This window comes from Campylobacter concisus (assembly GCF_902460675.1).
Taxonomy (GTDB): domain Bacteria; phylum Campylobacterota; class Campylobacteria; order Campylobacterales; family Campylobacteraceae; genus Campylobacter_A; species Campylobacter_A concisus_AJ.
Genome location: NZ_CABPUQ010000002.1, coordinates 92,762 through 105,533 on the forward strand (window position 1 = coordinate 92,762; position 12,772 = coordinate 105,533).

The 12,772-nt window shown below is 41.0% G+C and carries 14 protein-coding genes and 2 pseudogenes; 12 read left to right on the plus strand and 4 right to left on the minus strand.

Annotated features, from left to right (window positions below; all coding sequences use genetic code 11):
- Positions 1–9 precede the first annotated feature (9 nt).
- The 7 genes from F3G88_RS09200 to F3G88_RS09225 are packed head-to-tail and all read left to right on the plus strand — an operon-like array spanning position 10 to position 6,136.
- Positions 10–1,047, plus strand: coding sequence for a rod shape-determining protein (locus F3G88_RS09200; RefSeq protein WP_002939972.1), 1,038 nt, complete (start codon positions 10–12; stop codon positions 1,045–1,047).
- On the plus strand, positions 1,037–1,792 hold the full coding sequence (gene mreC, locus F3G88_RS09205) for a rod shape-determining protein MreC (RefSeq protein ID WP_149716003.1): 756 nt from the start codon (positions 1,037–1,039) through the stop codon (positions 1,790–1,792). The genes F3G88_RS09200 and mreC overlap by 11 nt, the downstream gene beginning before the upstream one ends.
- A complete protein-coding gene (carB, locus tag F3G88_RS09210) occupies positions 1,792–5,052 on the plus strand; it encodes a carbamoyl-phosphate synthase large subunit (RefSeq protein WP_149716004.1) in 3,261 nt (1,086 codons plus the stop codon). The genes mreC and carB overlap by 1 nt, the downstream gene beginning before the upstream one ends.
- On the plus strand, positions 5,049–5,381 hold the full coding sequence (locus tag F3G88_RS10560) for a hypothetical protein (protein WP_223228773.1): 333 nt from the start codon (positions 5,049–5,051) through the stop codon (positions 5,379–5,381). Before carB ends, F3G88_RS10560 begins: the two co-directional genes overlap by 4 nt.
- 25 nt (positions 5,382–5,406) lie before the next feature.
- Positions 5,407–5,751: a type II restriction enzyme NmeDI-related protein gene (locus F3G88_RS10565; protein ID WP_223228774.1), complete on the plus strand. Its 345-nt coding sequence runs from the start codon at positions 5,407–5,409 to the stop codon at positions 5,749–5,751.
- Positions 5,751–5,948 (plus strand): DpnD/PcfM family protein, encoded by a 198-nt coding sequence (locus tag F3G88_RS09220; RefSeq protein WP_107931224.1) that lies wholly within the window; start codon positions 5,751–5,753, stop codon positions 5,946–5,948. Before F3G88_RS10565 ends, F3G88_RS09220 begins: the two co-directional genes overlap by 1 nt.
- Positions 5,945–6,136, plus strand: coding sequence for a DpnII family type II restriction endonuclease (locus F3G88_RS09225; RefSeq protein WP_103598435.1), 192 nt, complete (start codon positions 5,945–5,947; stop codon positions 6,134–6,136). The genes F3G88_RS09220 and F3G88_RS09225 overlap by 4 nt, the downstream gene beginning before the upstream one ends.
- Here F3G88_RS09225 and F3G88_RS09230 read toward each other — a convergent pair.
- Complete coding sequence (locus tag F3G88_RS09230) at positions 6,092–6,439, minus strand: DpnII family type II restriction endonuclease (RefSeq protein ID WP_149716005.1); 348 nt, start codon at positions 6,437–6,439, stop codon at positions 6,092–6,094. The genes F3G88_RS09225 and F3G88_RS09230 overlap by 45 nt on opposite strands.
- A gap of 36 nt (positions 6,440–6,475) precedes the next feature.
- Between F3G88_RS09230 and F3G88_RS09235 the strand changes: the two are divergent.
- The 3 genes and pseudogenes from F3G88_RS09235 to F3G88_RS10645 form a co-directional block, all read left to right on the plus strand.
- Positions 6,476–6,763, plus strand: a pseudogene (locus tag F3G88_RS09235) (DpnII family type II restriction endonuclease); the annotation flags it as partial.
- A pseudogene (locus F3G88_RS09240) lies at positions 6,744–7,560 on the plus strand (DNA-methyltransferase). The pseudogenes F3G88_RS09235 and F3G88_RS09240, both read left to right, overlap by 20 nt.
- Complete coding sequence (locus tag F3G88_RS10645; protein WP_262974783.1) at positions 7,553–7,684, plus strand: hypothetical protein; 132 nt, start codon at positions 7,553–7,555, stop codon at positions 7,682–7,684. Before F3G88_RS09240 ends, F3G88_RS10645 begins: the two are co-directional and overlap by 8 nt.
- Positions 7,685–8,123: 439 nt before the next feature.
- On the opposite strand, the gene F3G88_RS09245 is transcribed toward F3G88_RS10645, so the two are convergent.
- Both F3G88_RS09245 and F3G88_RS09250 read right to left on the minus strand, forming a co-directional pair.
- Positions 8,124–9,263: a BaiN/RdsA family NAD(P)/FAD-dependent oxidoreductase gene (locus tag F3G88_RS09245; RefSeq protein ID WP_149716007.1), complete on the minus strand. Its 1,140-nt coding sequence runs from the start codon at positions 9,261–9,263 to the stop codon at positions 8,124–8,126.
- Positions 9,260–10,561, minus strand: coding sequence for an MFS transporter (locus F3G88_RS09250; RefSeq protein WP_107849640.1), 1,302 nt, complete (start codon positions 10,559–10,561; stop codon positions 9,260–9,262). Before F3G88_RS09250 ends, F3G88_RS09245 begins: the two co-directional genes overlap by 4 nt.
- Positions 10,562–10,673: 112 nt before the next feature.
- Between F3G88_RS09250 and F3G88_RS09255 the strand changes: the two genes are divergently transcribed.
- Entirely contained in the window at positions 10,674–11,315 is a 642-nt protein-coding gene (locus F3G88_RS09255; RefSeq protein ID WP_149716008.1) for a non-canonical purine NTP pyrophosphatase, read from the plus strand.
- 10 nt (positions 11,316–11,325) lie between these two features.
- Positions 11,326–12,000 carry a tetratricopeptide repeat protein gene (locus tag F3G88_RS09260; protein WP_103573712.1) on the plus strand — a complete coding sequence of 225 codons (675 nt, stop codon included), beginning with the start codon at positions 11,326–11,328 and terminating at the stop codon, positions 11,998–12,000.
- Positions 12,001–12,107: 107 nt separating this feature from the next.
- Here the strand turns inward: F3G88_RS09260 and F3G88_RS09265 are convergent, their stop codons facing one another.
- Positions 12,108–12,701, minus strand: a complete 594-nt coding sequence (locus tag F3G88_RS09265) for a tetratricopeptide repeat protein (RefSeq protein ID WP_188117484.1) — start codon at positions 12,699–12,701, stop codon at positions 12,108–12,110.
- Positions 12,702–12,772 lie beyond the last annotated feature (71 nt).

Below are 12,772 nucleotides of genomic sequence, written 5' to 3' on the forward strand. Positions count from 1 at the left end.
AGGAAATAGATGTTTTTAGATCAGGTTATAGGTTTTTTCTCAAGTGATATGGGTATAGATTTAGGTACGGCAAACACTTTGGTTTTGGTAAAAGATAAGGGAATAATCATAAATGAACCATCGGTTGTTGCAGTAAGACGTGAAAAATATGGAAAACAAAAAATTCTAGCAGTCGGCCACGCTGCAAAAGAGATGGTGGGAAAAACTCCTGGCGACATCGAGGCGATAAGACCGATGAGAGATGGCGTTATCGCAGACTTTGACATGACAGAGAGGATGATACGCTACTTTATAGAAAAGACTCATAGAAGGAAAAATTTCTTACGCCCAAGGATCATTATCTCAGTTCCATACGGACTTACTCAGGTTGAGAGAAAGGCTGTTAGAGAGAGCGCGTTAAGCGCAGGAGCTAGAGAGGTATTTTTGATAGAAGAGCCTATGGCAGCGGCTATCGGAGCAAATTTACCAGTTCGCGAGCCACAAGGCAACCTTGTAGTTGATATCGGCGGTGGCACAACTGAGATCGGCGTCGTCTCGCTTGGCGGTTTAGTTATCTCAAAATCAATCCGCACAGCTGGCGATAAGATAGATAGCAGTATCGTTAATTACATAAAAGAAAAATACAACTTACTAATAGGCGAGAGAACAGGCGAGGAGATAAAGATCGCTGTGGGCTCTGCTGTGCAGCTAGAAAAAGAACTAAGCGTAGTGGTAAAAGGACGCGACCAAGTGAGCGGTCTTTTAAGCAGGGTCGAGCTAACAAGTGAGGATGTGAGAGAGGCGATGAGAGAGCCGCTAAAAGAGATCGCAGATGCGCTAAAAACCGTGCTTGAGATGATGCCGCCTGATCTTGCTGGCGATATCGTCGAGACTGGTATCGTGCTAACTGGCGGTGGAGCGCTAATTAGAGGGCTTGATAAGTTCTTATCTGATATCGTTAAGCTTCCAGTATTTGTAGCTGATGAGCCGCTTCTTGCTGTTGCTAGAGGCACAGGCAAGGCACTTCAAGAGATCGGACTTTTACAACAGCTAACAAATGAAGAGTAAGATTGTTCTTTTTGTTTTTATAGCGTTGCTTGCTGGCGCCTCGATGTTTAAGGGCGAAATTTTAAGCAACATCTCTATCAAATTTAGCAACTACGCTATAAATTCATACGACAATTTTGCCAAAAGCGTGAAAGATTATATAAACGAATATTTTAGGCAGGCTAGCGAGATAGAAAAACTAAGAGCGCAAAATAAAGAGCTAGAGCGCTCAGCTACGCTTCTATCTACTTTTGCAAACGAGCTAAACCAAATTTTAAAAGATAAAAACTCAACTGCCTACGCCCCAGCTGTAAAGCTAGTAAAAGGGCTTAGTTATGTGCATATCGGGGATTATAATAAAATTTGGATAAGCGAGTTTGAAGGATACGACCCAAATAAAATTTATGGGCTCATCTATCAAGGAAGCAGCGCTGGCATCGTCATCGCAAAAGATGGCAAGCCACTAGCATACTTGCAAAATGACCCAAAAAGTATATTTGCAGTCTATATAGGAAATGACAAAATTCCAGGCGTCGCGCATGGAAATCAAGGCCAAATAATGGTGAAATTTATCCCACAATGGCTCAGCCCAAAAGAGGGCGACGAGGTCTTTACGAGCGGGCTTGACGGGATATTTTTTAGTGGGGTGCCAGTAGGGCGCGTGAGTAAAATTTTAAAAGAGAGCTCCTATCAAAGCGTGATAGTTGAGTCCTATGCGAAGCTAAACATACCAAACTACTTATACGTTGTAACAAAGGAAAAATGATGCCAAAAAGAACAGATATAAATACCATTTTGCTAATCGGCTCAGGCCCTATCGTCATCGGTCAAGCCTGCGAATTTGACTACTCAGGCACGCAAGCGGCCAAGACGCTAAAAGAGCTTGGATACCGCGTAGTGCTTATCAACTCAAACCCAGCCACCATCATGACTGACCCAAATTTCGCCGACGCAACGTATATAGAACCGATCACAAAAGATAGCATTTTAAAGATCATCGAAAAAGAAAATATTGATGCTATCTTGCCAACGATGGGTGGTCAAGTGGCGCTAAATGCCGCTATGGAGGTCTTTGAGAGCGGCCTTTTAAAGGATGTCAAATTTCTTGGTGCAAACCCAGAAGCGATAAAAAAGGGCGAAGATAGACAAATTTTTAAAGCGACCATGCAAAAGATCGGCATGGACCTGCCTGAGAGTAGATATGCTTATAACATGGACGACGCGCTGAATGCGGCAAACGAGATAGGCTTCCCACTCATCATAAGAGCTAGCTACACACTTGGTGGCGCAGGAAGTGGCGTGGCTTACAATATGGATGAGTTTAAAGAGCTAGCTAACACTGGCCTTGACGCAAGCCCGATACATGAAATTTTGATAGAAGAGAGCTTGCTTGGCTGGAAAGAGTATGAGATGGAGGTCATTAGAGATAGAAATGACAACTGCATCATCGTCTGCTCTATTGAAAATTTTGACCCAATGGGCGTGCATACAGGCGATAGCATCACAGTCGCACCAGCACTCACGCTCACAGATAAAGAGTATCAGGCTATGCGTGACGCTAGTTTTGCCATACTTCGTGAGATCGGCGTTGATACTGGCGGCAGCAACGTGCAGTTTGCCATAGACCCAAAAACAGGCCGCATGATCGTTATCGAGATGAATCCACGCGTTAGCCGCAGCTCAGCGCTTGCTAGTAAAGCTACTGGCTATCCGATCGCAAAGGTTGCGACACTGCTTGCAGTTGGTTTTAGCCTAGATGAGTTCAAAAATGATATCACTGGCACGCCTGCTAGCTTTGAGCCGGTGATTGATTATATCGTGACAAAAATTCCACGCTTTACATTTGAGAAATTCCCAGGATCAAACCCATATCTAGGCACTGCGATGAAGTCAGTTGGCGAGGTCATGGCGATTGGTAGGACATTTAAAGAGAGTATCCAAAAGGCGCTTTGTAGCCTAGAGCGCGATCTTTGCGGATTTAACAGCCTTAGTTTAGAGAAAAACGCTTTGATTTATGGCATCAGAAATGCAAACGAGCAGAGAATTTTATATATCGCGCAGGCATTTAGAGATGGCTTTAGCGTGGCTGAGGTGCATGAGTTTAGCAAGATCGATCCTTGGTTTTTAGAGCAAATTTATGAGATAGTTAAATTTGAAGATAAGATCGACATGGATATCTTAAATAACGAAGAGCTACTGCGAGAGGCCAAAAGCATGGGCTTTTCAGATAAGATGATAGCCGTGCTTATAAATGAAAAAGACGATCTTGAGCTTAGTCAAAATGATATCTATTTTGCTAGGCAAAAGCTTGGCATCGAGCTTGAATACAACGAGGTAGATACTTGCGCGGGCGAATTTAAGGCGCTAACGCCATATCTTTACTCAACCACAAATATCACTAAATTTCCTAAAAGAGAGCTGGCAAAAGACGCTAAAAAGGTGATGATAATAGGCGGCGGTCCAAACAGGATCGGTCAGGGCATAGAGTTTGACTACTGCTGCGTGCATGCAAGCTACGCCCTAAGAGACCTTGGCATAAAAACGATAATGTATAACTGCAACCCAGAAACCGTCTCAACCGACTACGACACGAGCGATATTTTGTATTTTGAGCCGATCGATTTTGAGCACGTTAGATCAGTCATCGAGCGTGAAAAGCCAGACGGCGTGATCGTGCATTTTGGAGGTCAAACTCCGCTTAAATTTGCAAAACGCCTAAGCGTGATCGGCGCTAAGATCATCGGCACAACCGCAAGAGTGATCGACGTGGCCGAGGATAGAAAGAAATTTAGCGAATTTATAAATAAAATAGGCGTCCTTCAGCCTAAAAACGATACCGCCACTAGCCTAGAAGAAGCCTTGCAGAAGGCTGCAACTATCGGCTACCCAGTGCTTGTTCGTCCAAGCTACGTCCTTGGCGGCAGAGCGATGAGAAGGGTGCATAACGAGAGCGAGCTAAAAGAGTATATGAGCGAGGCAGTAAAGGTTAGCAACCACTCGCCAGTGCTACTTGATAAATTTTTACAAGATGCAAAAGAGCTCGATGTAGACGCGATATGTGACGGCAAAGAGGTCTATATAGGTGCGATAATGGAGCACATCGAGGAGGCTGGAATTCACTCTGGTGACTCAGCTTGCATATTGCCACCGATGAGCTTAAGCGATGAGATGATAAAAAAAGTGGAGAGACAAACCAGAGATATCGCGCTAAATTTAGGCGTTGTAGGCCTTATGAATATCCAGTTTGCTATCTATGAAAACGAGCTTTATATGATCGAGGTAAATCCTCGCGCAAGCAGGACCGTGCCGTTTGTGAGCAAGGCTACTGGCGTGCCTATGGCAAAGGTGGCGACAAGGGTTATGTGGCAGGGAAATTTACGTGAGGCGCTTAAATTTTATGATGATTATAGAGTTGTTTATGAAGAGGGCGACATCTTAAAACCTCGCGTAAGCTCGCATGTTAGCGTAAAAGAGTGCGTGCTGCCGTTTAACAAGCTAAGTGGCGCAGATCTCATCCTTGGCCCTGAGATGAAGAGCACGGGCGAGGTCATGGGTATCAGCCACGACTTTGCAAGCTCATTTGCAAAGAGCCAGATCGCTGCGAGCAACACTTTGCCAAGCAAGGGCAGGGTATTTTTAACGCTAGCTGATGGCGACAAATCTTACGCACCAGACCTTGCAAGGGATTTAATCGGCCTTGGCTTTAGCGTCATCGCAACTGGTGGCACGCATAAAATTTTAACCGAAGCTGGCGTGGAGGCCGAGTTCGTCTATAAGATAAGCGAGGGCAGACCAAACGTCGAAGATAGACTTAAAAACGGCGATATCGCGCTTGTTATAAATACAAGTGATACAAAATCAAGCGTGGATGATGGCAAAAAGATCCGCCAAAATGTACTTAGATTTAAAATTCCATATTTTACAACGATCCGCGCAGCACTCGCAGCTGCCAAGTCTCTAAGCACAGTTCAAACTGGCAAAGCACTCGAGGTAAAAAGCCTACAAGAGTATCTAAACGAGAGATGAATCAAAAAGAGTGTGTGGTAGAAGCGTTGGCTAGCCTTGGTGGCATGGCAACGCTTTTTGATCTTTACCATAAAACTGATGTTAGCACTTGGGGTAGCAAAACCCCATTTGCTAGCATAAGACGGATAGTGCAGACTAATAAAGAATTTTATAAGATCAGAGTTGGGCTTTGGGGACTTTGTGATTTTAGAGATAAAAATTTAGCAAAAACTGGTGATGGCAAGAGTGAAGAAAATGAGAAATTTACACATTCTTATTTTCAAGGTGTTATTGTTGAGATAGGAAATTTAAGGCATTTTCAAACGTTTATCCCAGCTCAAGATATATAAATCAGATAAGAAACTTTATGAGCTTGTGAGCTTGAGTGACATATATAAATTTAGTTACGAATACATTGTTAAAAGAGCAAAAACAATAGATACAATATGGTTTAATGAAAGAAATTTGCCAAACTCATTTTACGAAGTCGAGCATAGCACGGACTTTAAAAACTCACTAAATAAATTTTACGAGCTTCAAGACTTTAATGCTAGGATGTTTATAGTCGCAGACAAAATGAGACAAAGAGAGTATGAGAGTGTTTTAAGAGCTAGTATCTACGAACGGATAGCTCAAAAGGTGAAATTTGCTAGTTACGAAGATATATCAAGGCAGCTTGAAAGAGAGAGCGAGCAAGCATTTATAAAAATGGGGATTTAATGGGCGAATTCGAAGTTGAGATAACTGAAATTTTAAACAAAAAGATAAAACTTAAAGCAAAAGATCAGCATGAGGCGTGTAAGATCGCTAAAATGGCTTATGAAAATTGCGAGATCGTGCTCGGAGCTGATGATTTTACAGAGGTGAAATTTAATACCTTTTCCACAAATAAGCCAAAAGAACAAGGTAAAAAATGAATAATATAACTCCTTTTGATGATTTTATGGCAAGTTTAAAAGAGACAAATGCCACGCTTGGCTACTTTTGTGATTTTAAAAAATGTTCTAAAAATCTTGCAGAGGTTGCCATAAAACTTAATGCTTTAAATTCCTTGCTTGGCTCAAAAGATTTGAAAACAGATATTTTCAGAGTGAAACCTTTCTGAGATTAAATTCGCAAAATTTGTTCCACTGCGGTTTTTTCTAGCGTTTGTGTCAAGTCCAACTTCTACACCAAAGGCATAATCACATAAATTTTTAATTTTCCTATCCTTGAAAATTTCATCAAGCCCAGTCTCTAAAAGAAAGTTGTAAATTTTCTCTGGCTCATCAAAATAACTCTTTAGCTCAAGTAGATTACCACTCAAACTCACAACTTTTCTATTACTTTCCCTAACGGCGATTAATAAATTTAGTACCTCAAAACAGCTTCGATATTCTCTAAAAAGTGTAGAAATATCTGCTTTCAAGCTGAAGTATCAAGCTCAAATTTTTTATTAAATTTAGGTAGTGATGTGAAGAGATTTGACTTTGTGATTTGCGCACAAAATATCACTTATCTAATCGAAGCAAATTTTTATAGTGGTGGCGGCTCAAAATTAAACGAAGTAGCAAGAGCTTACATCGAAATAGCTAAAAAGATCTCCCATTTATCAGAGTATAAATTTATCTGGATCACTGATGGTTGGGGTTGGCACGATGCTAGAAATAAGCTACAAGAAGCCTATAAGAGTGTGAGGATTTACAACTTTGCAAATTTGCACCTTTTTATAAATGAGCTTAAAAATGCGTAACGATTTCAGGCTCATAAATGGCGACTGCTTTAACGAACTGGCTAAATTTAAAGACGAGTTTGATCTTATCTTTGCGGATCCACCATATTTTCTTTCAAATGGCGGACTTAGTATTCAAAGCGGACAGATAGTTAGTGTAAATAAAGGCAAGTGGGATGAAGGAACGAATATAGATGAGATCGATGAATTTAACCTAAAATGGCTCAAGCTTGCTAAACGATCACTTAGTGACAATGGCAGCATAATGATAAGCGGGACATATCACAACATCTTTTCTATCGGTAGGGCACTTCAAAAGCTTGATTATAAAATTTTAAACATCATCACATGGCAAAAAACTAATCCTCCGCCAAATTTTAGCTGCCGGTATCTAACACATAGCACTGAACAGATCATTTGGGCTAGAAAAGATGAGAAACATAAGCACATCTTCAACTATGAGCTTATGAAGCGGATAAATGGTGATAAGCAGATGAAAGATGTGTGGAGTTTTGCTGCGATAGCTCCTTGGGAGAAAGCATGCGGTAAGCATCCTACACAAAAACTACTTTCGCTTTTGATAAGGCTTATCTTGATGGCAAGTAATGAAAATAGCGTCATTTGTGATCCATTTGCAGGTTCTGCAACAACTGCCATAGCTGCAAATTTGTTAGGTAGAGATTTTGTTGGTATTGAAAAAGAGCAGGAATTTTATAGATATTGCGCTTAAACGAAAGGCTGAACTAGAAGCAAATTTTATAAAATTTAGAGATAAATTTAGTGATATAAAAATGCTTGAGAGCTTAAAATTTGGCTAGATTTAAGATCCCATACTTCACAACTATCCGCGCAGCACTCGCAGCTGCTAAGTCGCTAAGCACAGTTCAAACTGGCAAAGCACTCGAAGTAAAAAGCCTACAAGAGTATCTAAGCAAGAGATGAATCAAAAAGAGTGTGTAATAGAAGCGTTGGCTAAGCTTGGTGGCATGGCAACGCTTTTTGATCTCTATCATAAAACTGATGTTAGCACTTGGGGCAGCAAAACCTAGTTTGTTAGTATAAAATGGATAGTTCAGACTAATAAAGAATTTTATAAGATCAGAGCTGGGCTTTGGGGGCTTTGGGGGCTTTGTGAGTGTAAAGATAAAAAATTAGCTAAAACAGGCGATAGCAAGAGCGAGCAAAATGAGAAATTTATACATTCTTATTTTCAAGGTATTATTGTTGAGATAGGAAATTTAAGGCACCTTCAAATATTTATCCCAGCTCAAGATAATAATAAAATTTATAAATCAGATAAGAAACTTTGTGAGCTTAAGCGAGAAGTAGTAAATTTAGTGGCAGTTTTGGCTGCCACTAGCTAAATTTCACTTCTATTTGATTAACTATTTTTTAAAGCGTTAGCCACCTTTAGAGCGCTTGCAAATGCAAAATGCAGGTTATATCCACCAAGCATACCGGTAATATCTAAGACTTCGCCTATAAAATAAAGTCCTTTTACGCTTTTGCACTCTAAATTTTCATCTAAAAAATTAGTCTTTACACCGCCTTTTGTAACTTCAGCCCTTTCAAATCCAAATGTCCCAGCTGGGGCAAACTCGTAAGCAAAAAGCCTTTTTATGATGCTCTTTTCATCATCACTAAATTCATAATAAGCTCTATCTTTTAAGCCAAAATTTCTTAAAAACTCCAGCACAAATCTCTTTGGCAAAGGCAAAACTGAACTAAGTTGCTTTTTGCCATTTACTAAATTTTTCTCACTAAATTTAGGCAAAAAATTTATGCAAATTCGCCCCTTTTGCCAAAAAAGTGAGGCGTTTAGTATCACTGGACCACTTATACCTCTGTGCGTAAAAAGCACATCGCCACTAAATTTATGGCTCTCGTTTTTGCCATTTATCTCCACGTCCGCACTTAGACTAACACCGCTAAGCTCTTTAAACCAAAACTCATCTTTTTGCACGCTAAAGCCAACAAGAGCAGGAGTGGTAGGTGAGAGCTCAATGCCAAACTCACTTGCTATCTTGTAGCCAATATCGCTTGCGCCAAGGGCTTTGTAGCTTAGTCCGCCACTTGCGATAACTAAATTTCTAGCTCTAAATTTCTCATCTTTTGTCAAAATTTCAAAAATTTTATCTACTTTTTTAGCGCCGATAACCTCTTTGTTATAAAAAATTTCTGCATTTTGCCTTTTTAAAAGGAGGCTCAAAACGCTCTTTGCACCGCTATCACAGAAAAATTGATTTTGCTTTTGCTCGCTAAATTTAAGCTCACTAAAAAATTTCAAAACCTGATCAGGGCCTAGTACTTTTAAAATTTGCTCTATAAATTTTTGCTCGCCAAGGTAGTTTTTAGCGCTTACAAAGCGGTTTGTGATGTTGCACCTGCCGCCACCGCTTGCTAAGATTTTTTTGCCAGCGCTGCTGTTTTTCTCTAAAATGGCAACCTTTTTGCCTTTTAAATTTGCCCCTAAAAAGAGCCCGCTAGCGCCAGCACCAACGATGATGACGTCGTAGATCAAAACTTCAAGCTCTCTTTTAAAGCTACCTCGCTTGTTAGGCGAGAGTCAAATTTGATCACTTGATTTTTCTCGTTTTTGTAATAATCCACCACGCCTTTTTGGCTGTTTAGAAGCTCTAAATTTAAGCTCGCTTCTGGGCTTAGGTAGATATTTTTAAAGATTCTTGGATCGCTTAGGCTAAATAGCAAAACAAGCCAGATCACGCAAAGCACCACGCAGACGATGGCAAGCACTTTGAAGTTAAAGGTGTGCATGATATATCCGCCAACAGCGCCCCCAACAAAGCTTCCAAAGTAGCCAAATGAGTTAAAGATGCCAAGAGCGGTGCCTTTTTGTGAGGATTTTACAAATTTTGTCGCGGTTGATTGCATGATTGGCTCGTGAAGGTTAAAACCTACAAAAAATATCGCGATGCCAACCACAAAGAGAAATTTCGTAAAGCTAAGGGCAAAAATGGCGTAGGTTATGGCAAAAAGTAGCGTGCCAGCTATCAAGATGACCTTGCTAAGCCCCTTGCCATCGCCCAAAAATCCAGCCAGCCCCATAGCCAAAAAGCCAAGCACGGCGCCAAGCGTATAGACCTTGTAAAGCTCGCCACTTTCATAGCCATACTCTTTTACTAATATGATCGGGATCGCCAAGAATGCGATGCTTGTAAGCATTTTTTGCATGAAAGAGGTGAAATTTATGATCATATAGTCTTTTTGTAAAAAGAGCTTGCCAAATGGCACCTTCTGGGCCTTTGCGCTCACTTTTATCTCTTTTGGCACGACGGTGTAGAGTAGCACGACGCAAAGCAGGCTAAGAGCAGCGCTTAGATAAAAGAGGCTTGAAAGTCCGTAGTCTTTGGCAAGTAGCGGTCCAAGCACCATCGAAAGCGTAAAACTAAGCCCTATAAAAGCGCCCATTATCGCCATGGCTTTTGAGCGATTTTCTTCAGCCACAAAGTCGCTTATCATCGCTGTTGCCACGGCTCCTACAGCCCCCACACCTTGTAAAAATCTGCCAAAAAGCATCGTGTAAATTTCACTTGCTAGAGCGCAGACGATAGAGCCAACCACAAAGATCAAAAGCCCGATGGTTAGGGCTTTTTTGCGGCCGATCTTATCTGAAAGAGCGCCAAAAGGCACTTGAAATATCATCTGTGAGATCGCATAGACGCCTACTATTAGCCCAACTAAAAATTCGTTTGCGCCCTCTAAATTTAGGGCATAAAGGCTAAGCACCGGTAGGACTATAAAAAGTCCAAAAAATCTGCTAGCTACGATAAAAGATAGTGGCAAAACGCTTTTTAACATAAATTTTCCCTTATTTTTAAAAGGACTAAGTTTATCATTTTAATACTAATTTAAATTTAAAAATTTAATCTACTTTTTTGTAAAATACGCCCAAAAATCAAGGAGTTTTGCGATGAAAATCGTGCTTGCGACATCAAATTTAGACAAAGTAAAAGAGATAAAAGAGTTTTTAAAAGGCTATGAAATTTACGCACTAAGCGAGGTTGTGAAGCCATTTGAGATCGTTGAAGATGGTAGCACTTTTCAACAAAATGCGCTCATAAAGTCAAGAGCCGTCTTTGCAAAGCTTAAAGAGCAGGGACTTGAGGGCGAATTTGTCTCACTTAGCGATGATAGTGGCATCAGTGTGGATGCGCTTGGTGGCGAGCCAGGGATCTACTCAGCGCGCTACTTTGACCTTGATGAAAATGGCAAAGTGCGCGGCAAAAACGCAAATGACGCAAACAATAGAGCAAAGCTAATTAGCAAGCTAAAGGCGTTAAATTTAAAGAGCTCGCTAGCTCACTACACCGCCTGTATCGCCATTAGCTCGAAATTTGGAGACTACACGGCCCATGGCTTTATGTATGGCGAGGCGATAAACGAGGAGCGCGGCACAAACGGCTTTGGCTACGACGCACTCTTTATCCCAGATGGCTTTACTAAGACGCTTGGTGAGCTAGATAACGAGACAAAGCTTAAAATTTCTCACCGCTCAAAGGGGCTGGAGCTTGCAAATTTTGTGCTAAAAAGTCTAAAGAAAAACTACAAATAAGACTATTTTTATGAAGAAAATTTTACTTTTTATATTTTTTACTTTTGGCATTTTGGTGGCGAGTGAGTATAGGGCGCTTGAATATAAAAGCATAGTTTATAAAGACGAAAATAGCAACGGAAAGATCGACTACATCGCACTTTTTAAGGCAACGGACGAGCTATATATCTATGCAAGAGCATATCCTTTGAATTTTAAAGATGAGCAGCAAAAGAAGGCGGCCTTTGGCGATCTTTTAAAGGTGGAGAAAATTTTTGAGTTTATGGACGAAGAGGGCTTTACTAAGAGCTTAGGCGGGCAAGAGGCTTGGTATTTTAAAATTTGCCAAGCTAGGATCCACGTGATGAAGCATAACTTTGACGTGCAGGGCGAGGCTAAGAAGGCGGATAAAATTTACGGCGAGCTTATAAATTTGACGCCAGATAATGGGGAAATTTATGCTGAATTTGCTGATTTTTTAGCAAATTCTAACCGCCTAGAGCTTGCAGAGCAAAACTACGATAAAGCTCTAAATTTAGGCGTAAAAAGGGCAAATTTAGGTCTTGCGTTAGTAAAGTTTGCTAGGATGGATCAAAAAGGCGCGTTACCATACTTAGAAGAGTATCTAAAAAGCTACGCAGACGATGAGTTTGCCAAGATGCTAGCAAGCTCTATAAAAGAGGGCACGCTAAAGATAGAGCCCTAGTTAAGCTCCTTTAGCCCCTTGCTAGCTCGCTCCAAAAGATCCTGCGCGCGAGGGTTTTGCTCCTTGCCTTTTAAAATTTCAAGCACTTCTTTGTAGTTTTTGGCGGCTTAATCTTTTCCATCAAGCTTTGCTAGGTCGTTAGCGACCTCTATTAAAAGCTCTGATCGCACAAGCTCGTTGCCACTTAACTCTGGTGTGATATCAAGTAAATTTAACGCTAAAATGTGCTTGTCGTAGGCATTTGCAAAGTCATTTTTCATGTAGTAGGTGCTGCCGATGGACTTTATGCAAAGCAGCTCGTCGCGCATTGGGGTATTTGGCGTGACGTCATAAATTTTTTGAGCTTCTTGAAAATTAGCAAGCGCTTCGTCGTATTTGCCTAGCATCTTTTCTGCTGCGCCTATGTTTTGATAAGAGCGAGCTAGCAGCAGTTTGTCGCTAACGTTTGCCGCAAGCTCTAGGGCTCTTTGTGAGAGCTCTAGAGCCCTTTGTGGCTCTTTATTTACCATGCAAATGCTGGCGCCATTTATGAGCGAAGTGATCGCCTGCTCGGTGTTGCCCTCTTTTAAGCAGACATCAGTCGCTTGCTCGGCTAAATTTATATCGCTTTTATAAAACTCATTCACACTCTCTTGCACCAGCTCGTCACAGCTACTTGCAAAGAGGCAAATAGGCGCTAAAAATGGCAAAATTTTCTTCATCTTTTTACCTTTAAAATTTGGCTCATTTTACCTTTTGAAGCTAGAAATTTATATTAACTTTGCTAAAATCA